This window comes from Sebaldella termitidis ATCC 33386 (genome assembly GCF_000024405.1).
Classification (GTDB): Bacteria; Fusobacteriota; Fusobacteriia; order Fusobacteriales; family Leptotrichiaceae; genus Sebaldella; species Sebaldella termitidis.
Genome location: NC_013517.1, coordinates 1,336,631 through 1,361,192, shown reverse-complemented (window position 1 = coordinate 1,361,192; position 24,562 = coordinate 1,336,631). Strand labels below are relative to the sequence as shown.

Here is a 24,562-nt window from a genome sequence, read left to right as displayed (position 1 = left end):
TTATCTTCCTCTCTTTAGTAATCTTTCAACATCTATTCCTTTTTTAGGCTGTTTATATATTGCATATCTCATTGCATCTATTATGTGATTAAAAGCATCCACAGGCTTATTTAGTGCTTTATTATCCTTTGTATCCCATATATAACTTGAAAATTCTGTTATAGTATTTACACACTTCGGATGGATGTATATCTTATATTGCTGTAATAACTGTATTCCGTGAAGTACGCTGTCTTTTCCTTTAACTGATGGTCTTATCCGTCTTATTCCGTATCTTTTTATTTCTTCTATACTTTTTTGTTCTGATGAATCTCCTATTATTTCCTCTTTTGCATACCCCATGTATTTAATCTGGTTTGCTATCTCGTCATTCAGCATTCCGGATTTATAGAATTCATCAAATACATATATTTCTTTATTTTTTTCATCTTCAAGATAACCTGTAAAAGCGGAAGGATCATTCGTATATCCGAAGTCAAGTCCGAATCTTGAGACTACTCCTTTTCTTTTAGATATTTCCCTGTAGTCAAATTCTTTCTCTTCCCAGTTTTCAAATATGAGACCTTCTGCTATTCCCCATTCTGCTTCACCTTCTACCCTGTATCTTTTCGGGTTGTCTCTTTTCATTTTTTCAAATACTTTTCTGTCATCATCATCGAGAAATTCATTTATTTTATAAGTTGTAGTAAGTGCCAGTATATCCTCATCTTCCACATCAAAAAATCTTGCTTTCAACCAGTGTTTTTCATTCCACGGGTTAAATGTGAAAGTAATTTGTTTCCATAGATGTTCAGGTAATTTCCCTCTGATTGACAAATCAAGTTTATTAAAAGCATCTTCACTCATGAGTTCATAAGCTTCCTCAATCCATACCCAGCATAAGTAACCTTTTTCTACTGTGATTGATGTAAGCTTTAACGGATCATCCAAACCACGAAATAATATTTTCTGTCCCGTAGGTTTGTATACTAATTCAAGCGGACTTTTTGTGGATTTCCATAAATGACTGACTCCCAGTCTTTCAATAGCCCATAAAAGATCTGAATAGCAGCTGTCTCTTAGTGAATTAAAAACTTTTCTTATAACTAAGGTATTAGATTCTTTATGTTTCATCATATTGTAAATTATCCACAGTGCTGTTGTTTTACTTTTCTTACTTCCTCTGCTTCCTTTTAATACTCTGTATCTTTTCTTGCTTTCCCAAAAAGTTTTATATCCTTTTCCTACTACCTGACTTAATTTGACCTGCATTGTTACTCCTCCAAGTCATTTGAAAAAGTTATATTAATATTTTTCTCTGCTTCTCTTTCTTCAATATTTTTTGCTTTTTCATATTCAAATCTTTCTCTTGCTAATTTAGAATTATCCATAAAACCATATAAATCCGCTATTAATTTTATTGCTGCATTAGCTGCTTTTAAATCCGTATCTTTTAATACATACTCTTCTGGAACCTGATAGGATATTTCATTTATTTGATTCTTCACAACATCTTTAAAACTTCCTTTTTCTATTACCCCAAGTATATTTGACCCTTTTACCTCCGTTCCATCTGTTAACTTACCTTCATAAGTTCTAACTGATACCGGAATAGTTTTCTTATCAAATTTACTTATCAGAAATATCTTATTCTGTGGTATTTCCCCTGTTGCTTTCTTCAATACCAGAAACAATTCTTCCAATAATTCATTTGCTGTGAAATTTATATCGGCCCTTTCCAGAATTATTTGCTTAATTCTTCTTACTATCTTTTTTATCTTTGGTTTATTCAATACCCGGTGTCCTTCAACTTCGCTCCAATAGCCCACTGCTAAACTTGCTGCTTTTACATTAAATTTATATGCAAAGTAATATGTAATAAACATTCTTTCTTTCTCAGTAAATACTTTATATGTTTTTTTTGCTTTCTCCTCGCTAATTACCTCATCTACTATATCTGTCACTAAATCTTCATCATGTAATAAACCAATTTCCATTTCAGTTGGTTGGTTGGTTCTTTTTTCAACCGTTTTTATTTTTGGTTGGTTGGAATTCTTTTTCTTTACCCATTTATATGTACTGGACCATGTTTTTATGGTTCCTGTCGGAACTGAGTATTGTTTTGATAATTTACTTATAGATTTTCCATTTTCATATTGTATTTTTATTTTTTGTATTAATGCTTCTTCATATTTAGCCATAACCTCTCACTATCTACCTCCATAAAAATAAATTTCAAACAAAAAAAGGACCTGATACGCATTGCTACGTATTAAGTCCTCTTGGGTCTCTTACAGATTAAAAATGTTCTCAATAACATTTAAGGTAATCCCTCTGCATGATATTTAATTTTATACTTAATTATACTATATTTCTTTCTGCTTGTAAATATATGATTTACTTAACTTCAGCTCTTTTTTAATATTAATCTATAATTTTTCGTTTAAGTGTAGCGATAATTGAACGGGTTCCACCGTCAGTAAAATTTATTGTTATCATACTCACTACTTCCCAACCTTCTGCTCCTAATCTATTTAATGTTGGCTGTATGTTCTTTATATCTAGTGTTACAAAAGTTGACTTCCCAAATTCTAAGACCTGATATTCAAATTTCTCCATAGCTCACTCTTATCCTTTCTTCATAATTCATTTTCCTAAATTTTATCACAAAAAATAAAAAAACACTCTAATTTTTAAAGTATTTATCTACTGTTACTAATATTTGATTCTCTTTCTTACATTGTCTGCACTTCCATTTTAATTCTGCTTTTTCATACACCTTAAGTTCAACATGGAATCTTCCGCAATACTTACATCTTATTCTATACTTTTTCATTTTGGCTCCTTTATTTTGTAATAAAAAACAAGACTGTTTTTATTTAGTCTTGTTTTATTTTTTACTCCTCTAATTGTAATTTCCCATTCTGAATATCCTTTAATTCATATGTTCCATTTTTATCCTTAAATTTTTCAATATTCGGAGGGCCACATGTCGGCACTGGGCTTTTTATAAATTCAGGAATTGGTTTATATTCATGAATAACTTCAAATGTTTTCGCATCTATATTTTTAATATTCTGTCCTAAATAGTAAACTCTATTTTTATCTTTTCCAAAAGCCCAATCCAAATCTTCAAATGTTTCGATATCAACATTTTTTACTACCCTATTTTGACCAGCACCAGTATATCTAAGTACTCCATCTACCACTCTGTAATACGAAGCAATACAACTTAAAGAATACCCAAACTGAAATACTATAAATAACCCTGCTAAAATCAATAACTTTTTTATCACTTATAACCTCCTAAAATTGGTTTGTTATATTATAACATAGTTTTTAATTCAAGACTAAATACTCGATTGCCATTGTCTAGTTTTGGTTTTCAATAAAAAACAAGACTGTCTTATTTAGTCTTGTTTAGGGATATTTAATTTAGAAAAAAACTCAAAATTGCTACAATTATTTCCAGACCCCCTGCACAAAAAAATATGTTTGATATTGCGATATGTCTTTTATCATTTTCAAAACAAAAAGATTTAGGATCTTTTTTGTCATAATAAATAATTGTTTTTTCACCTTCATTAAATGGATATGACTTATATATTGACCTTGCTGTAACTATTCTTTTTATTATTACTTTGTATTCTACAGTATACTCTACGGTTACATATGCCCTATTCCTAATTCCAATCTTTTTTTCAAGTATTTTAGCTTGTGACTTTACTCCATTCTCTTTTAATTTCTCATCTTTTTTTCGGAAATACACCCCTATCGTTATAAATATTAATCCTATTATAATAGTTATTACTATTCCTATAGTTTTTTCCATAATCATTTCCTTTTCATTTTTTTAATTAATACACCAGAAATTATATATTTTTTTCATATTCATTACAAGACTAAATATTCAATTGCCATTGTCCAAACAAAATAACATTAACTCTTTTTTTTATTATTATATTTCTAATTTTTTTGCTATAATAATTATCATGTTCAGGAGGTGATTTCTTATTAATTCACAAAAAGAAGTATTAAAAGGCATTATTCCTTTAAATTTATTTTTTATATTCTTAAGCTTAAGTTTTTATACAGCTTTACTAATTCCAATAATTTATATAATGGGTGATTTAAATTTTATTATAACACCAAAATTTTCCAGTTACTTAGTTGAAAACATAATATTAAAGATCATAGGTTTATTTGTTATTTCAACAATTTTATCCTTATGCATAAGAAAAGAAATAACAATGGATCAGAAAAATAAAATTTCTTTTTATAAATTTCCAAATGCTTTTAAAGGAATTTATATTAAATCCCTAGGAAAAAATACAAAATATTTTTACTTTTCAGAAAATTTATCTTCTTCCTATAAATACAATATTATAACCTCAGAAAAGCTTAATGATTTTATATCTTTTTTACCCAAATATTTTAAGTTAGGATTTTTTTTATTCATTTTTTTGGGGATAACTTTGAGTCTTTTTTCTTTATTCCTATTATTCCTCTCATTTTAATTGAAGTGATTTATATCACTTCTTTTTCTTATTTCTCTTTAAAAGCCTTAAAATGATTAGTATAAATCTCTTTAAGCTCTATAACTAATTTCTCGTTCAAATATACACCCTCAATATGATACTTATCCTTAAAACTTTCCACTCCTCTATGATGAAACTCCTGATGGTGCTCTGTACACAATGATATAAAAGGTGTACTAAGCCCATCATCATTTTCATAAGTCCCTACAGCTGAAGCAACCGACTTCCAGTGATGTAATTCCACAGTATTATATTCATCATGCCTTTTCCCACATATCGCACATACCCGGTTTCTAAGACAAGCTATCACATATTTCTGGATATCCGGAACTATAGTCCTGATGTGTTTATAGTTTTGATTTTTATCCCTTATATACAATACCCTGTTCTCCTGAATACCAAGCTCAATAATGAACTGAATAAACTGTGTTGCTGTTTCCATGTCCAGAGTATTAGCTTTATATGGACTCGTAGAAAATCCCGGAATTTCATATTTACTACAGAACTCTCCTATCAAAACATCTTTTATATATAAATAATCTCCTCCTGCTTCTTCTTCGGCCCATTGATGAAACAGAACATAAATAAGTCTCATCTGCTCAATTGACATCATTTTTTTAGGAATTACTTCAATTGGATAATTATTCAGGACTTCTTCAAGTTCTGTTTTAATATCCGGAGTGACTTCCTGAACCGGTACAGTTAAAAGTATTTTATTTTTTGTTATTTCTGCTAAAGCCATATCGCCACCTCTCTATATCTTTTTCCCGTACTACTTCTTTATTCACAAGTTTTTTTTAGTAACTAAATTTTTTTCAAAAAATAGTTGTAATACATCTTTATCTTTGTTACAATATATTTGCTAGTGAAGATAATAGTAATTTTTTATTCATGAACAACCTTGTGTTGTTCATTTTTTCTTGACATTTCTTGTTTTTTATGTTAGTTTAGTGAGTATATTAACTAATTTATGAAACTGTTATTATCTTAACTAGCAACGATAGTCTATAATAAGGCTATCGTTTTATTTTTCTATTAAAATCTACAAAAATGGATTATTCCTATTCCAATTATCAACATTGCTAAACCTCCTCCTAATACATAATTCCATTTATGAGATCTTAAGTATTTTTCCGAAAATTTAGCTGCAGTATCTGACAAAGTTTCATTTCTTTCATCGGTCATTGCTATTATATTTTCTAGATTCTTTCTTTCCTGATTTCCTTTCTCTATAATTCGTTTTAATTCCTTTATTTCCGCTTCTTTTGCTTTGGCAGCTTCTACTGTCTCCAGCTCTTTCAAATAAGATATCTTTTTTCTTAATTTCTGTGTATCCTGACATCTTTTACAATCTGTCCTTAGTCCATCTTTTGTTCCTGTAGTCTGATAAAAATATTCTTTAATATTTGGGAATTCTATTCCACATTTACTGCATTTCTTTACTCCGTATGTTTCTACTTTATCCATTAATATTTCAATGTTCATAATTAGTTCCTCCTATTTTTTTATCTTTATTTATCACATTAATTTACTCCTTATAAAACTTATGATACAATCTAATATAAAAGTTTAAAGGAGACTATATGAAAAAAGTATTTCTAATTACAGTATTAATTTTATCCATTTTTACAATTACTTCAGCTAAAACACCAATTACTAATAAGAAAATTTTACATGCAAGTGCCACCGGACTAAATGAAGGTGAATATTCAACAGTTATAGTACCTAAGTACATCACAGTCACTAAAATTAACTCAGAAAAGGTTAATATCAAAAATTCTGTAATTATTATTGCTCCCGGTGAATACACTTTTAAATCCAAAATTTATAAAGATTTTTCTAAAAGTTTTATTTTTGAAATAGAAAGCAATAAATTTTATATTGTCGAAGCTTTCAAAAATCCTGAACGTTCTGGCGGTAAAACTGCATACACTCTCATTGAAATTCCGAAAGAGAATGCCGAAAATTATATTAACGGGAATCATTTTGATTAAGATTGAGACTATATCAATCTTTTTTTATTTCTTATAACTTTCTCTTATAAATTTAATTGCTTATACCTTTTGTCTATATTCCTGTTATTTCTCTCCGCCAGAGCTTTCTGTAAACTCTCGTCTATTTCCCGAAATTCCTTGTTTATTTTTATAAGCTCCTTAGATTTATTTGTTTTAGTCCTTTCCAAGGTATCTATATAATCATTAAGTTCAGTATTATTCATAGAGTCTACGCTTTTCATCCATATCCTCCCCGATCTTCATTTGAACTTTTGCATTTACGATTGACTGTGTTTCTTTGTTATAAGCTAAGACCACATTTCCAGTTTGCCCGTTTCTGTTTTTCCTTATCAATACTTCCAGTGAAGAATAAGGTTTGGGCTCTTCCTCGTCTTTTCCGTAATAATAATCAGCCCTGTATAAAAACATGACAACATTACTTGCCTGCTCTATTCCCCCGGAATCTCTTAAATCTGACAATACTGGCTTTTTATCTGCCCTTAGTTCCACCTGTCTGTTCAGCTGAGCTAATATTACAATGCACGTATTTAATTCAGTAGCCAGTAATTTTAGCCTGTTGGACATATACTCAACCTCTGTATTCCGGTCTTTATATTTTTTCACATGCAGCAACGTCAGGTAGTCTATTACAATCAGTTTAAACTGTTTTTTCTCGTACATTCTCCGAATCTTTTGAACTATTGAAGTAAAATCACTATCCCGACAATCTAATAAGCTTAAATTTAAATTTTCAAATATTTCCATCTTACTTGCTATTTTGCCTGCTTCTTCATCATTCAGTGTTTTATTTATTATTTTTTTCAGCGATACACCACTCATGCTTGACAGTATTCTGTTACTTATCTGGTTCGTACTCATCTCGAGATTTACATAAAGAACACTTTCTTTTACTGCATTTCTTGAAGCCAGATTAAGTCCAAAGGCTGTTTTTCCCACTGCTGGTCTTGCACCAACAGTCACAAGACTTCCTGATTCAAATATAAAATAATTATCGAGATCCTTATAACTTGTTCTTATCCCGTCTACTTTCTTATTTTCCAATGACTTCCACCATTGTGTTGATAACTCCTTCATATCATAAAATTTATTTTGTTCAGTTTCAAAATTCTGTAATCCGTCAATAACAGCCATTATCTCACTCTGCTTCTCTGCAGTTTCTTTTTTATCGTTCGTAAGAATATTACGGATTTTATTATCTAATACAGAATTTCTATAATTTTCTTTTAGCTGTTTAATGGCAAGATCTATATGAACAACATTAGTCGAGTAATCCCCAAGCTCTATCATTTTCTTTTGTTCCAGTTTTAAAAGACTGGGGTCAAATTTTGAATTTACATCAAAAACTTTCAGCATTTTTTTGAATATTATATTTGTTTGTTCATTCAAAAAATACTCTTCTTTTAGGCCCTTATCAAGACTTTCCGCCAGTAAATACGGCAGTATTATTATTTTCCCCAGTATTCCTTTTTCCAGTTCTATGTTAACCAAGAATCTTCCTCCTCCTTAAAGCATTGTTTTAATTCTTCAGCTGATAAAGTATCATCTTTTTTAAACGGATCATGTGCACCAAATGCTATGTCAGTAAATTTTTCAAGTCCCAGAATATAATTCAAAAAGTTCAGATCCCCTTTTTTCTTACGAAGATCCATCAAAAATTTATTTTCTTTTATTTTATCAAGTGTTTCCATTACTTTCTCCAAACCTAAACTTACTACTAGAGCTGATATCTTACTTACTTTAGAATCTAATATTTGAGGATTTTCGACAGACTGACCTAATACATCCTTCAATTTAACTTTTACTTTTTCTATAGAATTTATATCTGTCTTTCTCTCTTTTTCCTTTTTCTCTTTTCCCTTTATTTCTTTTATATTCTTTGTTCCGATGTCATCACAGGAAGCTTTAGCTTGTTGACGACGCAAGGTTTCAGTTTTTAACGCCGGAACCTTTGTTTTGTTATCACCGTAATCATTTCCTTGCTCATCTCTCATTTCTAAATTTTCATTTGTCCTCAAATCTTCTAGTTTAACTGTAATATGAATAAAGCTAAAACAACCTTTCTTGCCATTTGCTTCATTCTCTTTTGATCTCTCTATTAAACCCATTTCTTCATATTTCTTAAACCTTCTGCCCAAAGAATCAGTCGTTATATCTAAAATAGGCATACTTTCTAAAAGAGTTTTATAACTAATCCAGAAAAAGACTTTATTATCTATAATTTTATTTATTGTTTTTAAACTTCCTCTAAAATTAAATAATCTATTTAAAATATATAAATCATCTATTCCTAAAGTTTGAGTAATTTCCTTTTCTGTATTTTTTCTTTTTTCTATTTTTATATTTTTTATTTTAATTACTTTTTCCTGGTTAAATCCTAATACATTTAAATCCAATCCAATCACTCCTACTTTATTTTAATTTTTACTTATGATATAATTATTAATATTCATTCCATTCGCTTTCTGATATAAAACTTAATCTATAACTTTTCAGTACTATTCACTTTCCATTTTTTCAATATTTTATTACTTAATATTTTAAGGATGTGTATATTATGAATTTTTATTTTGACTATTTTAAAGACTACTGCACTAAAACTGAACAATTTGAGGAAATAACTGTTAAAATTTTTGGTATTTCTCCTGAAGGTTTTCCTACAAAAAATCAAAAAAAAGTTCTTTATCGATGTAGTAGCGAACATTGTAATTGTAATGATGCCCATCAATGTAATTTGTACAAAAAATTTCTCTTCAATAAATTCTATTAAAGAATTTTATCAAACTTGTTTCTGATTTTTTCTCTTTTAGTACAACGATTGATATTTTTTTAGAATTATGTGATTTTTTCTTATGAACTTTCTTAAAAAAATTCATCTATTGTGATTATAAATATATTCAACATTTTTCTAAAGAAAGGTAGTTTTTTATGTATAAATATTTGAATAAAAAATTTATTTTAGATATTAATTCCGGTATTTGTCATGATTTTTCAAATATCACCCAAAGTTGTAATATACATAAAATTGAACTCCAAAATATTTTTGATTCAGATCTTTTAAATGAAGAGATCAAAGGACACCCTCGTTACAAGAAAAAATGTGTTTATTGTATGATTGAAAAATATTATTAACTTATTCATATTGCCCTATACGGGCTTTTTTTATTTTATAATACTTAAATTACTTTCTACTTTTCTCCAAATTCTAATATATTTAAATCCAATCACTCCTACTATTGATTTTTTTCATTTTTATGTTATAATTAATTGTAGTAGAGAAAAACAAGTTTTTCTGACCTCTTCGGAGGTCTTTTTTATTACCAAAACTATTAAATTTATGTTATGATATAAGTATCATGTTTTAGAAGGAGACATGTCTTGTTTTCTAAGAAATATTATTTTGATAAGCTTATTTCTAATGATTTTAAACACACCATACATACTGAAGATTGTGAATATCTATCTACGATTTCTTTCAAAACCTAAATAGGCAAATTTAACAATCCTTTTGAAGCCTTAAAGCAGGCTCAGAAACAGAATCCAAAGAAATATTTTTGTTGCTGTAAAAAATGTTGCTTGTGATAGGGAGAGCTTTTATTCTCTCTCTTTTTTATTTCTTTACTACTCATAATATTTTTCATAATTTCTCTTAATTTTTTTTATTATTTTTACTTTTGAATAATCATTTTTCATACTCTTATTTCCTCAATAATTTATCTGTATAACAAAATTTTAAATATTAAAAATTGACAAAAATCAAAATATTTTATAAAAAAACTCATAAACTAAGTACTTCTGTTAATATTTTTTCTATAGTTGCCTTTGTATTATTCTGAAATGCCAGATAAATATTTTGACGTGACATCCCTATTTTCTTTGAAAATTCTTTTATTGTAAGGTCTTTCCGCCATAAGGTATTTCTAAAAATAATATACTCTTTTGACTTTCTATAATTATTTTTCATTTTTTCACCTCGATATGATTATAACCTTTCGTTTGATTTTTGTCAATGAAAATATTTTAAAAAAAACACATAGAAATGCGTTTTTCATAATTCTGTATTTTCATATATATTTCTTATAGTTGGATAAATTAACTTTGAACAATTACTATACAATTTCTTTTCAATACTTTTATTTGTCATCATTTCTAAAAATCTATACATTAGCCTTTTAGAAAAAGGGGCTTTTTCTTCTGGAACAAAATATATTTTTAGCTCTTTATATATATTAAATGAAGCTAAGCCCACATTAGCATGTTCAAATTCAATTATATTTTTTAAAGCTGGAGCCATAGTTGCTTCGTCCATAATTGCAAATGTCATATTCGAAAAACTCGAATATTTATATGCTTGAACCAAGGCCCTTTGCCAATTTTTTAATTTTAATTCTATCGAAAGAACATAATTTACGTATATATTTCTCTTTTCATATACTACAACATCTGGAATTCCAACTAATCCTTTTAATTCATTCTCTAAATAAATATCTTCTTCTTGAAGTAGAGTATCGTGTAAAAATTCGTTAAATTTTTCCTGCATCTCTGCTTCACTTGCAAACTTTTTCATAATTCTCTCCTCTTCTACAAGATATTTTAAAACAACAATTTAAATTTGTTCTAAAACACTCAACCATTTATATAAAAAATCTCCTGAATCTTTTGGATCAAATCTAATTCTTAATTCATTAGTTAAAAAATTATATTCTTCAATACTTTTGTTCAACTTTTCTATTATATATTTTTTTCTTTCTTTCTTATTTGGTGGTAATTTTTTCAATAATTTATACAGTTCAAACATATGATACTTATAAACAGCTGGTTCTTTAAATTGCCAATTAGAAGTTTCTGGCTTCAAAACTAAATATTTATTTAAAGGGAAATATTTATTTAATTTCTCATTATCTCTTAGTTCTGCTTCTATATTCTCAACATAGGTTTGTTGTATCGTATTTAATAAAAGTGGGGAAAATACTTTGAAATTTGCTTTTTTAGTTTGCCTAGCTATAAAATTATTTTTACTAAAAATTCGTAAATTTTTATAAGTACCTAAGGTTATCGAATCTGGCATAGCAACTGATAATAAAAAAGATTCATTATTATTATATCCCAAATGTACTTCTAAATCATTCTCTTTTAATGTTTCAATTAATTCAATGTATTTTTTTAATCCTTCAATATCTTCCTTAATTTCACTTGAACTCTCATCTTTTAAAATTAAATATACACCTTTTATATCAAATTTAGTTATCCATGTCAATATTCTTTCAAAATTTCCCTCATTTTTCAATTCATCATAAGAAACTACGTAAGATAAATATTCTTTTTGCTGTTTTACATTTTCACGAAATTCTTTTATTTTCTCACTATTTAATGCTAACTTATCTTTTAAATCTAAATTATAATCAAAGAATGGAATTAAAATGTTTTCATATTTAAATCTGTCTAGTTCTTTTAAAAAAAGGTCATAGTTTATTTTAAAATCTCCAGCCTTTTTACATACAATTCCTTTTTCAATTAGTTTCTTATTCACCTTACTTTGAGATTTTTTTCCATCTTTTTCATAATCAATATACACTTCTTCATGAGATAAAAAATATAAATTTAAGTCAACAAACTTGAATTCTAACGAATTTAAAATTTTCTTATTCACACTACTAAAAAATAAATATGACATTATAAATTCATGTCCAATACCGTCTTCACTATAAATAGAATAGTTCCATGCTCCATTGTGACCAATTAGATGATTAATTTTCATAATAATTTCCCTCCATATCAAGTAAAAATTCATAAAAAATCTTTGAATTTCGAAATCTTTTATATATTTTTTTATTAGCTAATTTACTTATTAATTTTTTAAAATCATCTGAAACAGTTTTATTGAACTCATATTCGCAGTTTAAAAATTTATCTTCTAAAAATTCTCCATTAATAAAAAATGGATGATGCCCTAAAATTAACTCTAAAGCTATTATTCCTAAAGAATAAAAATCCGTTCTTAAATCAATCATATCTTTCTTTATTTCATTATACTGTTCCGGTGGAGCATATATTAATGTCTTTGGTGTAACACCATATATCTTTGTAATATTCCTTTCTTCTTTTTTGGCTATCCCAAAATCAATTACTACAGGAGTTCCATTTTCCCGAATTAGAATATTAGCAGGTTTTAAATCTCTATGAACTATATTTTTCTCCCAAATTGGTGTCATTTGAATTACTATATCTTTTAACAGTTCTATTATTTTTTCCTCACTTTGATATAAAATTTTATTTTTAATATCACTTAATGAACCATTTGGGATATACTCTTCTAAAATGTAAAAAATTCCTCTTCGATTTTGAAAGTCGTATATCTTAGGAAAATTTTCATTTTTTATACTTTGTATAATCTCATATTCTTGTTCTATCCTGATGTTATAATCTCCTAGCTTCAAAACAACCTCACCATGATCGCTATGTATTCCTTTCCACACCACTTTTTGGCCAGCTTGCACAATAATATTCTCAATTTGTAATCTACCATTACTTTCTTTAATAATTTCCTCTATTATTCTTCCATACATAAATTCCCTCCTTTTAAACATTCACCCACTCCTAGAATCAGTTAAAATTCTATATTGTCAAGATCCCTTATATTGATTTGTTTTCTCACCCTCCCTATATATGTTATTTTTTCATTTATCTCTATATTCTCATAAAGCCTGTTGTTAAAAGCTATTAAATACCCTTTTGCATTTTCAAACAACACTTTTCTTATATAAGTTTCCCCATCAAATTCATATAATACAATCTTTCTGTCTAATTCCTGCCAATTTTCAAATTTCTCTTTCTCAATTAGTAACACATCTCCTTCATAGAAATGTGGCTGCATAAAATTACCTTTTATTTTTATAATAATTCCTTCGTTCACACTATTACTAATTTCGTCCTCAACCATTAAAGCCTCCTCTGTGAAATTTTCTAGGTCAATCCTCCCAGCTTTACTTGAGTCATAAGTATGTATTTTTACCAAAATTTTCTCTTTTTCCTTAATTGAATAGTTACTATTTTCTTTTGGAGCTTTCCAACCTAACATATCAAAAAAATTATAGTCTAAAATATTAGACAGGCCTACTAATAAATTTGCATCCAGTTTTTGTCTTCCTCCACTTTCAATTCTATGTAAGCCTGAAATAGTAATTTCTACTCCTTGTCTTTTTAAACTATTTGCGACATCTTCCAATCTTAACCCTAATTCTTCTCTTCTGCTTCTAATTTTTTTAGTTACTCTCTCTATTTTATCCATGGTTTCCTCCACTTATTCTTATTTTAATTATACTACTTTTTTTGACAAACGACAATTTTTTTGACTAAATTCAAAAAATATATTGACTTTTATCAAATAAGATTATATAATGGTACCAAGATAAGAGAAAGTTATATTTTTTTAACATTATATTTGACTAAAGTCAAACGAAGGAGAAATTATTATGACAACAAAAGAAATAAAAGAACTAATTATCGAAATGATAGCTTGCAAAGAATTTAAAATAATAGAGGAAAGTCAAATGAGACCTGTATTCGATGATTTTGATGAGGATGAATATGGAAAAGAATACACAATCTCATTAGATTTATCTGATTTTACAGATGATGAGAAAGATGAAATCAGTAAAATCAAAGAAGTTGAGTTCGAGGGTAATTATTACTACCCTCAGTATCAAACTTTGGGGAAGAACAAAAAAGAAATAAAAAATTTTTATTATATTCCTAGCGTATCAACAATAATATCACTTAATCTTTTTCAAAAATATATATTTTTTATCGGAAATAATTGATAGGAAAATAGAAACTTTAACAAAGAAACTTAATATAAAAAGGGAGGCATAGGGGACAGCCTCCCAAAGACAAAACATTTTTCAACTACGAAATAAATATATATTTTAACAGTTGCATATATATTATATTTAATTTTTTTATTTTGTCAATACCCTAAATTATAAAATAGGAGGAATAGTTATGTACACAGTAATATCTACTAAAGATATAAGAGAAGCCATTGCAACATAGAAAAATATTAGGCTTTCATATATCAAAAGGATAAAAAATTCTGAATTTCAACTAGGAGGATTATGAAAACTTATGCAGTTCAGTATTATTACAACCGGAAAATGGTTATTGAAATCATCAGATCCCATTCCCAAACATCTGCAGAATTACAAATAATTAGGGAAAAAGGAATGGTTTATTTTATAGAAAGCTGGGAAATCATTTAAAGGAGGCAATCATAATGAAAAGAATAATTTATATAATCAAGTCAAAATTCAAAAATTACAAGGATAAAAAATTAAGAAAAGTCAGAAATGAAAGATTCAATAATAAATATAATATAGAACTTAATAAGGAGGCTTTTTCATGGTGAGACTGATAAAACAATATTTAAAAGACAGAAAGTTTAAGAAATTTATCAGAAGTAACAAAATACTTATAAATATTCTTTCTATAAATGATTTTAAAATTTCTGAAAAATATATTGCAAAATAAAAAAGACAACTAAAAATGTTGTCTAATTATTCCATCACTTTTTTATCATCATTCAGTTTCATTATTAATTTATCAATTAAGCTTGGAACTGAAAATATAAGAATCATTGGTAGTAACCCTATAAAAAAATAGAATATATAAAAAATTCTTAGAAACTTATATCTCTTTCGTATTTTTACTAAATTAGTTTCTTCTTTTAAATCAAATAAAGATTTGATTTGTAATAATACACAAAAATCACCTAATAAGACTATGGGCATAGGTATAATTAAATTTCCTACATATTGGGGATCCGAAACATTTAGTAAAGCTTTGATCATTCCATAATTAGTTGGAATACACATTAATAAAGTTAGTATCATTGCAATTTGCATTCTTAATTTTATGCTTTTATATTCTGTTTTATTATACATAATATCTCCTTATTTATTATTCATACAAATTTATAGCATAAAAAAATTAAAAATTCAAGAACACTGCAATGTACTTCTGCCACTGATAATAGGAAACTTACAAAGCCAGTTCAATAAGGATTGAGAAAACTAAAAAGAGAGCTTATACTGCCCTCTTGCTAAAAAAGAATAACAACTTTGTTAACTAGATGCCATATAATAACAAAAATATCTATATAAATCAAGGAGGTCCATATGAACTTTAAGAAAATACTACCGGCAGACAGACAAGACTGGTTAAGACTAAGAAGTTTGGGAATAGGCAGGAAGTGATGCCGGGATAATAATGGGAGTAAACAATTATAAAAATATAATTGATCTCTGGAAAGAGAAGAAAAAAAGTGCTTCTGGTAATCCAATAGAAGAATATACTAATGAAGCCACTGAAAGAGGAAAAAAACTCGAAGATATCATTAGAAAACAATATAAGATTGATAATCCTGATAAAAAAATATATGAAGTTAAAGATTATTATGTTCATAAAAACTTTGATTTTATACGTGCCAGTCTGGATGGTGAAATAGTTTTATCGAATAAGAAAACAGGAATACTGGAAATCAAAACCACTACAATACATAACTATTCTGTTTATCTGCAATACTGGAAAAATAATATTCCTGAAACTTATTTATATCAGATACTACACTACTTTCTGGTAACCAACTATGAATTCGCTGTCCTTGTAGCTGATATAAGATTTAAATGTTTTGAAGATGATGAATTTGATCTGAAGAAAGAAATTAAAACTTATACCATTTATAGAGATGATTTTAAAAATGAAATAAAAAAGCTACAGGAAAAAGAAATAGAATTTTGGTCCTATATTGAGAATAATATAGAGCCGCCACTTATAAAAAGACTAATAATTTAAGGAGGGATAATGCTGTTAGAAATTATAGGATATGACGGAAAAAGCAGAAAAGCAGATATTTTTGATGCTAAAGTATGTAAAGATAATATTGACTACCAGTTTCAGAAAAAACACGGATTTAGGTTTGTTTTACCTTTTTCAGAAACAAAAGAAATAATTCTGGATGGCAAAACAATTTATAAGGAGGAAAACAATGGATGAATTTCAGCTGGAGACCAAAGTTACACAACAAATAGCAATACAAACCAATATTGAAAAACTGGATACTTTTCTTGAAGAAATAAGAAATAAATATGCTGGTACAATTGTTACAGAAGATATTGTGACCTCTTCCAAAAAAGACCGGGCAAATTTAAATAAAATAGTGGCTAAACTAAAAGAAGCCAAAAAATATGTTGAGGAAAAAGGAAAAGAAGGGATATCTGAATTTTTAGAGAAAATAGACTCTGCTGTAAAAGAAATATCTGATATAAGCAATAGTATAGATGTCCAGATAAAAAGCTTCGAAGAAGAAGAAAAAGAGAAAAAAGTAAAACTTGCTACTGCTGCCAAATCTAAAATTCTGGCAGAAATGAATATACCGGAAGAAATTCACGAATTCATTAAACTGGATAGTAAAATTACCAATAAAACTTTCACTCTTAAGAAAATCGAAGAAGATATAACTATTAAAGCCAGTAAAAATCATGATAAGTATAACTATATCCTGAAAGAAATTGAAAAAAATAATGCTAACCTGATTAATAAAATCACTTTTGATGATGTCAAGTCTATCTTTGATACTGAAATTAGTAATATTATTCCAAGAATAGAAACTACTGCTAACTTCAGAAGAGCTCAGGAAGAAAAAGTTAAAGAAAAGGCTGCCAAAGAAAAACAGGAAGCTGTTGAAAAAGCTCTTGAGGAAGAACGAAAGAAAATAGATAAAGATATTGAGAAAGAAAGTATTGAACGTCCTGTTAGAAATACTGATGACTTTGAAAAAAATCTTACATTTGATAACAGAAAAAAGATATCTTCAAAGGATGATTACACAGCATTAGTTATAAAAATAGCTAATTCTGATATTCAAAAAGCTATAAGACTTAAGAATTTTCTTGATAATGAAGAAATCGAATATGATAAATACTCTATTCCAAAATTCACGAATGAAAAAATTCAAATAAGCAAAAATGAATATTATGAAGATGCTGCTGAAGAAAATAGCCTACTTTATGTAAGTGAAGAATATGGGGAATCACGTAGATGGAGTATTACAAAATATATTTATTACCGAAGGGAAAGTGACGGCAGAATCTTTGGTTACTGGAAAGAAGAACCCGCAACAGAAATGCAGGAAGGCGGAGACTTTGCAAGCTCCGATTGCTTTTATGAGGTAGAACAAAAAATAATCAAAAATTTATAGGAGGAGAATATGAGAGTAGAGAATAACATCAACAGTAATGAAAAAGATAAACAGACAATGATATTCAAAGTTGGAAATGATCAGGTAAAACTAAATCCGGGTATTGTAAGAAAATATCTTGTGAACGGCCAGGGAGCTGTAACTGATCAGGAAATTGTATATTTTATGCATCTGTGTAAATCGAGACAGTTAAATCCTTTTATCAAAGAAGCTTATCTTATTAAATATGGTCATGAACCTGCTACAATGGTAGTCGCAAGAGATGCACTTGAAAAGCGTGCCATCAAAAATGTACAATACAATGGTAAAAAAGTCGGAATATATGTTATGAACAAAGAAACTAATGAACTCATCAAAAGAGATGGTACCATATACATAAAAGAAACTGAAAAACTTATCGGAGCATGGTGTACTGTTTATCGTAAAGACTGGGAAAATCCTGTCAGTGTAGAAGTTAATCTTGATGAATACATCGGAAGAAAGAAAGACGGCACTGTTAATGCTAACTGGACCAATAAACCGGTGACCATGGTCACAAAAGTCGCCAAGGCACAAGCCTTGAGAGAAGCATTTATTGAAGAACTTGAGGGAATGTATGAACAGGAAGAAGTAAACGTAAATTTAAATGATATTTCTGAAGCTGAAATTATTACTGATGATATAGAAGATATACAAGATAACACTAATGAAAAAAGTAATGATTTAACTGCAGATGATATTTTTTAACAGTAAGGAGGAATCATGAAAATAGAAATGAATGAAACTGAAAGAAAGACAAGAATAGAGGAATTCTGGAATCTGGTATTTCTGTTATACAATGAGATGGACATCTCCATATGAAATATGTAGCAATATATGCAAGAATCTCACGTGATGATCTATCAGACGAGGAAATGAAACTATCACGTGAGAAAGTTTTAAGCCTGTCTAAAATAAAGGACCGAATTAAAACACTTACTACAGAATTTGAAGAAAACAGAGAACCAGACTGGATTTTAGAAAATGTCTACTGGGATATTGAAAGTGGCTACTCTTCTGAAAGAGAAGATTTAATAAAAATGTTTAATAAAGTTGAAAGAGGTCTTATAAACGTAGTATTTATCAAAGAAATCGGAAGAGTGGCCCGGGATCCTCTGATCTCTATCCCGTTAATTAATTTAGCTGAAGCCCAGAAAATAGAACTTTATTCATTAAGGCTTGGAAAGTATGAAACTAAAACAAGGCAGATGTGGATGTTCGATGTATTTTATAACGATGCTGAATATCATATGACTAAAGACCGGTATAAAATAGAAACACTTAGCAAAGCCAAACAGGGCTTTAAATTAACCGGTGTCCCGCTTGGATATAAAATGATTGATAAAATACCAATTGTTCAGGAAAAAGAAGCTGATATAGTAAAAGAAATGTTTCAGTTAGCTTTAAAAGGAGAAAGCTTAAATAATATTGCTAAAAAACATAATATGGGTTACACCACTGTTAAGCAGATCCTTATGAATAAAACATATATTGGTATTAATGTATACGGTAAATATATCTATTTTCAAGGCAAAAGAATTAAAACAAATGATGATATTATTGAAGTTCCCGGTAACTGGGAAAGTATAATTGATCATGATACCTTCTACTCTGTTCAGGAAATCATTGAAAAAAGAAGTTTTAAAAAAATCCGGATAACAGATAATGAAAAATATTTATTAGGTGGAGTCGTATTTTGCTACTGTGGCTGGAAACTTTACGGAACAACTTTAAGGAACAACCAATATTATGTCTGTTCTAATAAAAAAATCTGCCGGTGTAAAATGAAAAGGGCAGATGTATTAGAGAAAGAAGTTATTAAAAAAATTGAAGATGAAATATCAAATTTGGATCATGATGTTTATGATCCAAACTCTAAAATACGAATTAGACTGAATCAGCTTCTGAATGATAATATAAAACTCGAGAATGATAAAAATGATCTTGCCCATAAATTTATCAAAGTTAAAAATAACGACTTTATGATTGATAAGATCCTGGAAGAACAAAGTAAAATCGACAATAGTATTCTTTCTAATACTGAAGAGATTAAAAGACTCCAGTATATTCTGTCCAGTGAACAAGCTACAGAAAATAAAAAGGATATCTTAAAAAAAGTAATTGATTTTTACTATGAGAAAGACAGAATTAAACTAAAAAAATTACTTCAACTGGCAATTGAAGTAAGATTTGAAAATAATTACAGATTTGAGATTTATTTTTTGTAAAAACCAAAAAAATAAATATAAAACCAAATAAACGTTAACCATTTTATCATAATCATATTATTATAGAACAGTTTAAAAAATCTAAAATTTATAATATATAAAAAATAATCACCAGCTTTCATTATTTACTTGGAGGTCTCTTATTTTTAAAAAGTTTTATTTCCTCTGGAAGCGACTATTTACTAGACCTCCTCCCTTCTCATAGCTCTCACATAAAAGTATCCCCTGCGAAAGTCCTGCAATAATTCTGTTTCTTCTTGGAAAATTCCATTTCAGAGGTTCGCTTCCCGGCGGATACTCACTTATTAACATTCCGTTTTCAGGTATTCTTTCCCATAATTTTCTGCTTTCATAAGGAAATATTTTATCCAGTCCGCTTCCTACTACGCCGATACAGCAGCAGTTTTTCTTTAGTGTGAATTCATGGGCAATGGTGTCTATTCCAAGTGCCAGACCGCTGACTATGTTCACATCATATTCCAGTAATTCCTTTAATATACTTTCACAGGAAACCTTTCCATAAATTGTATTTCTTCTGGTTCCTACCACCCCGATATTTCTTTCACCGAATTTTATCTTTCCGGCAACGTAAAGGAAAAGCGGCGGATCCTGTATATTTCTCAGATTTTCCGGATAATCATCACTTGTATATTCTAGCAAACGGATATTACTCTCTTGCAGTTTTTCATAAAATTTTCTGTTATCATGCAAAGCTGCGAGTAAAACCTTTGCTCTTATATCTCTGTCCAATATTCTGAGATTTTCATCTCTGATAAATGATTCAAAGCTTTTGAATTCTTTCATAAATTTTAATATGAGGGAGTCCTTTATTCCAAACTCCCTTAAGTTTATCCACCCCATACTGCCCCCTTGATAAATTTACTCTTTTATATTATAACATAAAATTAATCATAAATATATAATTTTTATAATATTTTTAACGTCATTAAAAAATTTACATTTTTTGTTTATTACTATATTACTGTAAAAATGAAATTCATAAAAATATTACTAACAGTAAAAAATTAATTTTTAAAAAAACTCTATAAAACAAAAAGCTGTTAAACTAATAGAATTTTTTCTATTTTATTTAGCAGCTCTTAGTCTCCCAATTTTCACACATTTTATTTAAAATATCTTATCTGATTGTTATCTATGAATCTGTACAATTTTTATTTTTTTTCTTTTATAAAACCTAATTCATTAATTGTTAAAATTGATAAATCAGCAATCACTTCCCCTTCTTTTAAGCCTTCCTGCTCTAACCATTTCAAAATTGCATTGACCTCCTGAAGTGTATCTACTTCGTTTGACTCATACATTCTGTTCTTTTTTCCGGTTCTCATTCCTTTTTCTATTGTTGCCTCTACTTTATATTTTATGATTATATGCTGTGAATAACCTTCTTTTACTAACCCAATGTTTAAATCCATATTTTCCTCCAATCTTCAAACTATATAATAATCTTATTATAAATATATTTCTTATCCTTGAAAATCTTATTGTTTAGACCTATGAAACAGCTGATATTATCTCCTGTCCGATTTCATAGCATCCGGCTGTATTAATGCAAAGTCTTATTTTATATTATAACAAAAATGAACCGATATTTAAATTAAAAGTTTTGAAGAATATTTTGTAAAATCTAATTTACCAAGACTCTTCTATCTTTCAATAAAGGATTATTCTGCAGAAGCTGTCTTACTGCTATTTATTCTTTGTTTCAATTAATCAAAAACCCCTACGGCAATTTTTCTTCTTTCAAAGTCTTTTTTCTTTTGACCTCCCACTATTCTAACATTTCTTACTGTATATTTCAATTACAGATTTTATCTCTTTATTATACAGCCCAGAGAATATTTGAATCATTCAGATTACTTTAATATCCAAGTAAAAAATGCTGCAATTGATGCCAGTATTTCCATTAGTCCCGCAAAAAAGAAGAGGCCTGAACGCACAATATATCTTTTATCATTTTCAAAACAAAAATTTTCAGGCTTATTTTTATTATAAAAAATAGTTACCTCGTCGCCTTTTTCTAATGAAAATAAAAATCTGCTTGTTGTAATTTTCTTTTTTATCACTTTATTATCAGCTGTGTATTCTACTGTCAGCAGCAAGCTTTTTCTATATCCCGACTTCTTTTCTGTTATTTTTGCTGTTGTTTTAATTCCTGTTATTTTTAATTTTTTCTCTTTTTCAAGGAAAAATCTTCCTGCTGCCAAAAACATGAGTCCTAAAAACAGTGTTCCTGTCATTCCAAATATTATTTCCATATTTTCAACTTCTTTCTGTCTGTGTTTTTCTTTCAGCTTATGAAACAGCTGTCTGTAAAATTCAGTTTTTCGCAGCTTTTCCATAAAAAAGAGACCCCTCACAGAGTCTCATATGATTATTTTAATTAAGAGTTCCATTTATTATATTGTTCAAAAGAGCAATTTCTCTATTTACATTTTCATCTCTTCTTGAGTTATTATAAGTTTTCAGATATTCTACAGCTCTTTTAAAATCTCTTTTTGACTTATATGCGATTCCAAGACCCAGATGTGCTTCAAGGAAGTTCGGGTATCTTGCCAGTATTTCATTATAATACTGTATTGACTGGTCAAAATTCCCCATAAGTCTTGATGAGAGTGCCACAACATAAAGGTTTCTTATATCTCTTGCATTATCCTGTTTTGCCAGACTCAAGGCTCTTTCATAAAGACCGTCTCTGAAATACAGATTACACAGTCTGAATATCGCTCCGGAACTAGGATTGGTTTTTATCGCTTTTTCATAGTTATCGTATACTTTAAACTTCGATCCGTCTGAAGCTTCGTCACCGCCGATAGTAGGAGTAGTTCCTGTATCAACAGTGGAAGTAGTAGTTGTCGTTGTTGTCGTTGCTGCTGTATCAGTATTATTTATATTGTTTAATTCTGACTGAATTATCTGATCTATTTCATTCTCTGTTTTTACCTGTGATTCCGGTTTCGCTCCGCCTCCGCTCTGCGGCTTGGCACCTCCGCCGGCAGCCGGTGGTTCTCCACCTGCAGGTGCAGTTTGTTCTCCGACTATCGCAATTGATGCTAAAATAATCAATAAAACCGTTGCTATTCTTCTTTTCATTGATCCTCCAAGATTTTTATATATACTATATTGTATCAAAAAAAACAAATTATGCAAATATATTTTTAAATATAATTTATTCTACCGAACAATACTTTTTATCTCCCCGTCTGAAAATACAGTTGTAATTTCATCATCTTTTTTCAGACTTTCCTTTTTTACTATTAATTTCCCCTTATACTTTGTAAGGGTATAACCCTGTTTCAATATTTCACCGGAATTATATTTTGCTGCTACTGCCTTTTTATACTCTAAATTATTTTTGTATTCCTTTATTTTTTCGGTAATCAGCTTTGTCAATATCCTTTCCATATCTGTCAGTTCTTCTTTTTTCTCTTTTATTTTGTCTTCCAGCTTAATTTTTGAAAGCAGCTTTTTTGTCATTGTAAGCTTTTCACTGCTGGCAGCAATCTTATACTTCAGACTTTTGTTCAGACGATTTTCCTTATCTATCATCATCATTTTTTTCTCAATGAGTATATTCAGGAAATTTCTTATAATATAATTTGATTTTCTCTTCTCCAGATTATTTTTCATTAGTGCAATTTCATTCATAAGATGCTTATTCAAAAGATTTTTTCTGTACTCCAGTTCCTGTATCAGATCACTTTTCAGCGGCACTGAAATTTCTATTGCCTGTGTAGGGGTTGCTGCTCTTATATCTGCTGTCAGATCAGACAGAAGATTGTCTATTTCATGACCAACAGCTGATATTACGGGCAGATCAGATTTATATACTGCTTCTATTACAGGCTCTTCATTAAAGGCCCAGAGATCTTCTATACTTCCTCCGCCTCTCCCGATTATTATAAAATCGAGATCCAGTCTTTCCCTGACATTTTCCCTGTTAAAAATTTCTATCCCCCGTGCTACCTCATATGCGGCTCCTTCTCCCTGAACCCTGGAAGGATATAAATATATATTTACATTGCGAAATCTCTTATGCGCTGTATTAATAATATCCCTTATGGCTGCTCCTGTTTCTGCTGTAACTACCCCAATATTCAATGGTACTTTAGGAAGTTTCTTCTTGATTTCCTCATTAAAATATCCTAATTCAAAATAATATTTTTTCAGCTTTTCAAATTTTTCATAAAGCTCACCCAGCTTATTCTGCTTTTCAAGATGTTCCCCGATTACCTGAAAAGATCCTCCCTGTTCGTATAAAGTAGCACTCCCGAGGAGCTTTACCTGATCCCCTTCCTTCAGATCCCTAGGAACTCCTTTTATCATATATCTGAATACAGCACATTTCACACTTGATTTATTGTCCTTCAAAGTAAAATACAGGTGTCCGCTTTTATAATAAGTGATATTGGATATCTCCCCCTGTATATAAATATTCTTAAAAGCCCGCGTGCCTTCAAGATATTCTTTTACTGCTCTGTTTAATTCACTTACGGTAAAAATTCCTGCTTCCAT

31 protein-coding genes and 1 pseudogene are annotated in these 24,562 nt (G+C 28.8%); 10 read left to right on the top strand and 22 right to left on the bottom strand.

The annotated features are described in order from the left end of the window. The 8 genes from STERM_RS06220 to STERM_RS06185 all read right to left on the bottom strand — a co-directional run bounded on the left by STERM_RS06220 (position 1) and on the right by STERM_RS06185 (position 6,002). Positions 1-1,251: a PBSX family phage terminase large subunit gene (locus STERM_RS06220; protein WP_012860722.1), complete on the bottom strand. Its 1,251-nt coding sequence runs from the start codon at positions 1,249-1,251 to the stop codon at positions 1-3. Between the two features lie 2 nt (positions 1,252-1,253). Then, the gene (locus STERM_RS06215) at positions 1,254-2,180 is read right to left on the bottom strand and encodes a terminase small subunit (protein WP_012860721.1); all 927 of its coding nucleotides are present in this window, start codon (positions 2,178-2,180) and stop codon (positions 1,254-1,256) included. 223 nt (positions 2,181-2,403) lie between these two features. After that, a complete protein-coding gene (locus STERM_RS06210; RefSeq protein ID WP_012860720.1) occupies positions 2,404-2,598 on the bottom strand; it encodes a DUF4177 domain-containing protein in 195 nt (64 codons plus the stop codon). A 67-nt stretch (positions 2,599-2,665) separates the two neighbouring features. After that, complete coding sequence (locus tag STERM_RS22075; RefSeq protein WP_012860719.1) at positions 2,666-2,815, bottom strand: hypothetical protein; 150 nt, start codon at positions 2,813-2,815, stop codon at positions 2,666-2,668. A 61-nt stretch (positions 2,816-2,876) separates the two neighbouring features. Beyond that, positions 2,877-3,275: a DKNYY domain-containing protein gene (locus STERM_RS06205; protein WP_012860718.1), complete on the bottom strand. Its 399-nt coding sequence runs from the start codon at positions 3,273-3,275 to the stop codon at positions 2,877-2,879. Between the two features lie 134 nt (positions 3,276-3,409). Further along, positions 3,410-3,811: a DUF3592 domain-containing protein gene (locus STERM_RS06200; protein ID WP_012860717.1), complete on the bottom strand. Its 402-nt coding sequence runs from the start codon at positions 3,809-3,811 to the stop codon at positions 3,410-3,412. 713 nt (positions 3,812-4,524) lie between these two features. Beyond that, on the bottom strand, positions 4,525-5,259 hold the full coding sequence (locus STERM_RS06190) for a putative HNHc nuclease (RefSeq protein WP_012860716.1): 735 nt from the start codon (positions 5,257-5,259) through the stop codon (positions 4,525-4,527). Positions 5,260-5,552: 293 nt separating this feature from the next. Next, positions 5,553-6,002, bottom strand: a complete 450-nt coding sequence (locus tag STERM_RS06185) for a BAR domain-containing protein (RefSeq protein WP_012860715.1) — start codon at positions 6,000-6,002, stop codon at positions 5,553-5,555. Between the two features lie 98 nt (positions 6,003-6,100). On the opposite strand from STERM_RS06185, the gene STERM_RS06180 reads away from it, so the two are divergent. Next, complete coding sequence (locus STERM_RS06180; RefSeq protein ID WP_012860714.1) at positions 6,101-6,511, top strand: hypothetical protein; 411 nt, start codon at positions 6,101-6,103, stop codon at positions 6,509-6,511. Positions 6,512-6,555: 44 nt separating this feature from the next. Here STERM_RS06180 and STERM_RS06175 read toward each other — a convergent pair whose 3' ends face one another. The 8 genes from STERM_RS06175 to STERM_RS06130 all read right to left on the bottom strand — a co-directional run bounded on the left by STERM_RS06175 (position 6,556) and on the right by STERM_RS06130 (position 13,817). After that, positions 6,556-6,753: a hypothetical protein gene (locus STERM_RS06175; RefSeq protein ID WP_012860713.1), complete on the bottom strand. Its 198-nt coding sequence runs from the start codon at positions 6,751-6,753 to the stop codon at positions 6,556-6,558. Continuing rightward, the gene (locus tag STERM_RS06170; RefSeq protein ID WP_012860712.1) at positions 6,728-8,020 is read right to left on the bottom strand and encodes a replicative DNA helicase; all 1,293 of its coding nucleotides are present in this window, start codon (positions 8,018-8,020) and stop codon (positions 6,728-6,730) included. The genes STERM_RS06175 and STERM_RS06170 overlap by 26 nt, the downstream gene beginning before the upstream one ends. Next, positions 8,008-8,925 (bottom strand): hypothetical protein, encoded by a 918-nt coding sequence (locus STERM_RS06165; RefSeq protein ID WP_012860711.1) that lies wholly within the window; start codon positions 8,923-8,925, stop codon positions 8,008-8,010. Before STERM_RS06165 ends, STERM_RS06170 begins: the two co-directional genes overlap by 13 nt. Before the next feature lie 1,382 nt (positions 8,926-10,307). Next, on the bottom strand, positions 10,308-10,493 hold the full coding sequence (locus STERM_RS06150; protein ID WP_012860710.1) for a hypothetical protein: 186 nt from the start codon (positions 10,491-10,493) through the stop codon (positions 10,308-10,310). Between the two features lie 84 nt (positions 10,494-10,577). Continuing rightward, positions 10,578-11,096: a hypothetical protein gene (locus STERM_RS06145; RefSeq protein ID WP_012860709.1), complete on the bottom strand. Its 519-nt coding sequence runs from the start codon at positions 11,094-11,096 to the stop codon at positions 10,578-10,580. Between the two features lie 39 nt (positions 11,097-11,135). Then, positions 11,136-12,287 (bottom strand): hypothetical protein, encoded by a 1,152-nt coding sequence (locus STERM_RS06140; RefSeq protein ID WP_012860708.1) that lies wholly within the window; start codon positions 12,285-12,287, stop codon positions 11,136-11,138. Further along, positions 12,277-13,095, bottom strand: coding sequence for a serine/threonine-protein kinase (locus STERM_RS06135; RefSeq protein ID WP_012860707.1), 819 nt, complete (start codon positions 13,093-13,095; stop codon positions 12,277-12,279). Before STERM_RS06135 ends, STERM_RS06140 begins: the two co-directional genes overlap by 11 nt. A 41-nt stretch (positions 13,096-13,136) precedes the next feature. Continuing rightward, positions 13,137-13,817, bottom strand: a complete 681-nt coding sequence (locus STERM_RS06130; RefSeq protein ID WP_012860706.1) for an XRE family transcriptional regulator — start codon at positions 13,815-13,817, stop codon at positions 13,137-13,139. A 184-nt stretch (positions 13,818-14,001) separates the two neighbouring features. Here STERM_RS06130 and STERM_RS06125 point away from each other — a divergent pair, with 184 nt between their 5' ends. The 4 genes from STERM_RS06125 to STERM_RS22665 all read left to right on the top strand — a co-directional run bounded on the left by STERM_RS06125 (position 14,002) and on the right by STERM_RS22665 (position 15,055). Beyond that, positions 14,002-14,349 (top strand): hypothetical protein, encoded by a 348-nt coding sequence (locus STERM_RS06125; RefSeq protein ID WP_012860705.1) that lies wholly within the window; start codon positions 14,002-14,004, stop codon positions 14,347-14,349. Positions 14,350-14,643: 294 nt separating this feature from the next. Next, a complete protein-coding gene (locus tag STERM_RS22070) occupies positions 14,644-14,787 on the top strand; it encodes a hypothetical protein (RefSeq protein ID WP_169305391.1) in 144 nt (47 codons plus the stop codon). Positions 14,788-14,801: 14 nt separating this feature from the next. Beyond that, positions 14,802-14,933 carry a hypothetical protein gene (locus STERM_RS22670; RefSeq protein WP_012860704.1) on the top strand — a complete coding sequence of 44 codons (132 nt, stop codon included), beginning with the start codon at positions 14,802-14,804 and terminating at the stop codon, positions 14,931-14,933. After that, positions 14,927-15,055 (top strand): hypothetical protein, encoded by a 129-nt coding sequence (locus STERM_RS22665; RefSeq protein WP_012860703.1) that lies wholly within the window; start codon positions 14,927-14,929, stop codon positions 15,053-15,055. Before STERM_RS22670 ends, STERM_RS22665 begins: the two co-directional genes overlap by 7 nt. Before the next feature lie 26 nt (positions 15,056-15,081). Here the strand turns inward: STERM_RS22665 and STERM_RS06120 are convergent, their stop codons facing one another. Then, positions 15,082-15,468 (bottom strand): hypothetical protein, encoded by a 387-nt coding sequence (locus STERM_RS06120; protein WP_012860702.1) that lies wholly within the window; start codon positions 15,466-15,468, stop codon positions 15,082-15,084. A gap of 316 nt (positions 15,469-15,784) precedes the next feature. Between STERM_RS06120 and STERM_RS06115 the strand changes: the two are divergent. The 5 genes and pseudogenes from STERM_RS06115 to STERM_RS06095 all read left to right on the top strand — a co-directional run. Further along, a pseudogene (locus tag STERM_RS06115) lies at positions 15,785-16,378 on the top strand (YqaJ viral recombinase family protein); the annotation flags it as partial. Between the two features lie 9 nt (positions 16,379-16,387). Continuing rightward, positions 16,388-16,579 carry a hypothetical protein gene (locus STERM_RS06110; protein WP_012860701.1) on the top strand — a complete coding sequence of 64 codons (192 nt, stop codon included), beginning with the start codon at positions 16,388-16,390 and terminating at the stop codon, positions 16,577-16,579. Then, complete coding sequence (locus STERM_RS06105; RefSeq protein WP_012860700.1) at positions 16,572-17,783, top strand: DUF1351 domain-containing protein; 1,212 nt, start codon at positions 16,572-16,574, stop codon at positions 17,781-17,783. Before STERM_RS06110 ends, STERM_RS06105 begins: the two co-directional genes overlap by 8 nt. Before the next feature lie 9 nt (positions 17,784-17,792). Then, positions 17,793-18,509 (top strand): phage recombination protein Bet, encoded by a 717-nt coding sequence (bet, locus tag STERM_RS06100; RefSeq protein ID WP_012860699.1) that lies wholly within the window; start codon positions 17,793-17,795, stop codon positions 18,507-18,509. Between the two features lie 110 nt (positions 18,510-18,619). Further along, entirely contained in the window at positions 18,620-20,029 is a 1,410-nt protein-coding gene (locus tag STERM_RS06095) for a recombinase family protein (RefSeq protein WP_012860697.1), read from the top strand. Positions 20,030-20,185: 156 nt separating this feature from the next. On the opposite strand, the gene STERM_RS06090 is transcribed toward STERM_RS06095, so the two are convergent. The 5 genes from STERM_RS06090 to xseA form a co-directional block, all read right to left on the bottom strand. Beyond that, on the bottom strand, positions 20,186-20,890 hold the full coding sequence (locus STERM_RS06090; protein ID WP_012860696.1) for a DNA-processing protein DprA: 705 nt from the start codon (positions 20,888-20,890) through the stop codon (positions 20,186-20,188). Positions 20,891-21,201: 311 nt separating this feature from the next. Continuing rightward, positions 21,202-21,462: a hypothetical protein gene (locus STERM_RS06085; RefSeq protein WP_012860695.1), complete on the bottom strand. Its 261-nt coding sequence runs from the start codon at positions 21,460-21,462 to the stop codon at positions 21,202-21,204. 441 nt (positions 21,463-21,903) lie between these two features. Then, positions 21,904-22,389 (bottom strand): DUF3592 domain-containing protein, encoded by a 486-nt coding sequence (locus STERM_RS06080; protein ID WP_012860694.1) that lies wholly within the window; start codon positions 22,387-22,389, stop codon positions 21,904-21,906. A 37-nt stretch (positions 22,390-22,426) separates the two neighbouring features. Next, complete coding sequence (locus STERM_RS21145) at positions 22,427-23,140, bottom strand: tetratricopeptide repeat protein (RefSeq protein WP_012860693.1); 714 nt, start codon at positions 23,138-23,140, stop codon at positions 22,427-22,429. A gap of 81 nt (positions 23,141-23,221) precedes the next feature. Continuing rightward, positions 23,222-24,562: an exodeoxyribonuclease VII large subunit gene (gene xseA / locus STERM_RS06070; RefSeq protein WP_012860692.1), complete on the bottom strand. Its 1,341-nt coding sequence runs from the start codon at positions 24,560-24,562 to the stop codon at positions 23,222-23,224.

What these genes read in the sequence shown, in the direction of transcription:
- STERM_RS06135 (WP_012860707.1), bottom strand. Translation starts at nt 13,095, where the DNA reads ATGTATGGAAGAATAATAGAGGAAATTATTAAAGAAAGTAATGGTAGA.
- STERM_RS06130 (WP_012860706.1), bottom strand. Translation starts at nt 13,817, where the DNA reads ATGGATAAAATAGAGAGAGTAACTAAAAAAATTAGAAGCAGAAGAGAA.
- STERM_RS06210 (WP_012860720.1), bottom strand. Translation starts at nt 2,598, where the DNA reads ATGGAGAAATTTGAATATCAGGTCTTAGAATTTGGGAAGTCAACTTTT.
- STERM_RS22070 (WP_169305391.1), top strand. Translation starts at nt 14,644, where the DNA reads ATGAAAACTTATGCAGTTCAGTATTATTACAACCGGAAAATGGTTATT.
- STERM_RS06140 (WP_012860708.1), bottom strand. Translation starts at nt 12,287, where the DNA reads ATGAAAATTAATCATCTAATTGGTCACAATGGAGCATGGAACTATTCT.
- STERM_RS22665 (WP_012860703.1), top strand. Translation starts at nt 14,927, where the DNA reads ATGGTGAGACTGATAAAACAATATTTAAAAGACAGAAAGTTTAAGAAA.
- STERM_RS06220 (WP_012860722.1), bottom strand. Translation starts at nt 1,251, where the DNA reads ATGCAGGTCAAATTAAGTCAGGTAGTAGGAAAAGGATATAAAACTTTT.
- STERM_RS06185 (WP_012860715.1), bottom strand. Translation starts at nt 6,002, where the DNA reads ATGAACATTGAAATATTAATGGATAAAGTAGAAACATACGGAGTAAAG.
- STERM_RS06120 (WP_012860702.1), bottom strand. Translation starts at nt 15,468, where the DNA reads ATGTATAATAAAACAGAATATAAAAGCATAAAATTAAGAATGCAAATT.
- STERM_RS22670 (WP_012860704.1), top strand. Translation starts at nt 14,802, where the DNA reads ATGAAAAGAATAATTTATATAATCAAGTCAAAATTCAAAAATTACAAG.
- STERM_RS06190 (WP_012860716.1), bottom strand. Translation starts at nt 5,259, where the DNA reads ATGGCTTTAGCAGAAATAACAAAAAATAAAATACTTTTAACTGTACCG.
- STERM_RS06125 (WP_012860705.1), top strand. Translation starts at nt 14,002, where the DNA reads ATGACAACAAAAGAAATAAAAGAACTAATTATCGAAATGATAGCTTGC.
- xseA (WP_012860692.1), bottom strand. Translation starts at nt 24,562, where the DNA reads ATGGAAGCAGGAATTTTTACCGTAAGTGAATTAAACAGAGCAGTAAAA.
- STERM_RS06150 (WP_012860710.1), bottom strand. Translation starts at nt 10,493, where the DNA reads ATGAAAAATAATTATAGAAAGTCAAAAGAGTATATTATTTTTAGAAAT.
- STERM_RS06080 (WP_012860694.1), bottom strand. Translation starts at nt 22,389, where the DNA reads ATGGAAAAGCTGCGAAAAACTGAATTTTACAGACAGCTGTTTCATAAG.
- STERM_RS06095 (WP_012860697.1), top strand. Translation starts at nt 18,620, where the DNA reads ATGAAATATGTAGCAATATATGCAAGAATCTCACGTGATGATCTATCA.
- STERM_RS06110 (WP_012860701.1), top strand. Translation starts at nt 16,388, where the DNA reads ATGCTGTTAGAAATTATAGGATATGACGGAAAAAGCAGAAAAGCAGAT.
- STERM_RS06105 (WP_012860700.1), top strand. Translation starts at nt 16,572, where the DNA reads ATGGATGAATTTCAGCTGGAGACCAAAGTTACACAACAAATAGCAATA.
- STERM_RS06180 (WP_012860714.1), top strand. Translation starts at nt 6,101, where the DNA reads ATGAAAAAAGTATTTCTAATTACAGTATTAATTTTATCCATTTTTACA.
- STERM_RS06145 (WP_012860709.1), bottom strand. Translation starts at nt 11,096, where the DNA reads ATGAAAAAGTTTGCAAGTGAAGCAGAGATGCAGGAAAAATTTAACGAA.
- bet (WP_012860699.1), top strand. Translation starts at nt 17,793, where the DNA reads ATGAGAGTAGAGAATAACATCAACAGTAATGAAAAAGATAAACAGACA.
- STERM_RS21145 (WP_012860693.1), bottom strand. Translation starts at nt 23,140, where the DNA reads ATGAAAAGAAGAATAGCAACGGTTTTATTGATTATTTTAGCATCAATT.
- STERM_RS06200 (WP_012860717.1), bottom strand. Translation starts at nt 3,811, where the DNA reads ATGGAAAAAACTATAGGAATAGTAATAACTATTATAATAGGATTAATA.
- STERM_RS06175 (WP_012860713.1), bottom strand. Translation starts at nt 6,753, where the DNA reads ATGAAAAGCGTAGACTCTATGAATAATACTGAACTTAATGATTATATA.
- STERM_RS22075 (WP_012860719.1), bottom strand. Translation starts at nt 2,815, where the DNA reads ATGAAAAAGTATAGAATAAGATGTAAGTATTGCGGAAGATTCCATGTT.
- STERM_RS06215 (WP_012860721.1), bottom strand. Translation starts at nt 2,180, where the DNA reads ATGGCTAAATATGAAGAAGCATTAATACAAAAAATAAAAATACAATAT.
- STERM_RS06090 (WP_012860696.1), bottom strand. Translation starts at nt 20,890, where the DNA reads ATGGGGTGGATAAACTTAAGGGAGTTTGGAATAAAGGACTCCCTCATA.
- STERM_RS06085 (WP_012860695.1), bottom strand. Translation starts at nt 21,462, where the DNA reads ATGGATTTAAACATTGGGTTAGTAAAAGAAGGTTATTCACAGCATATA.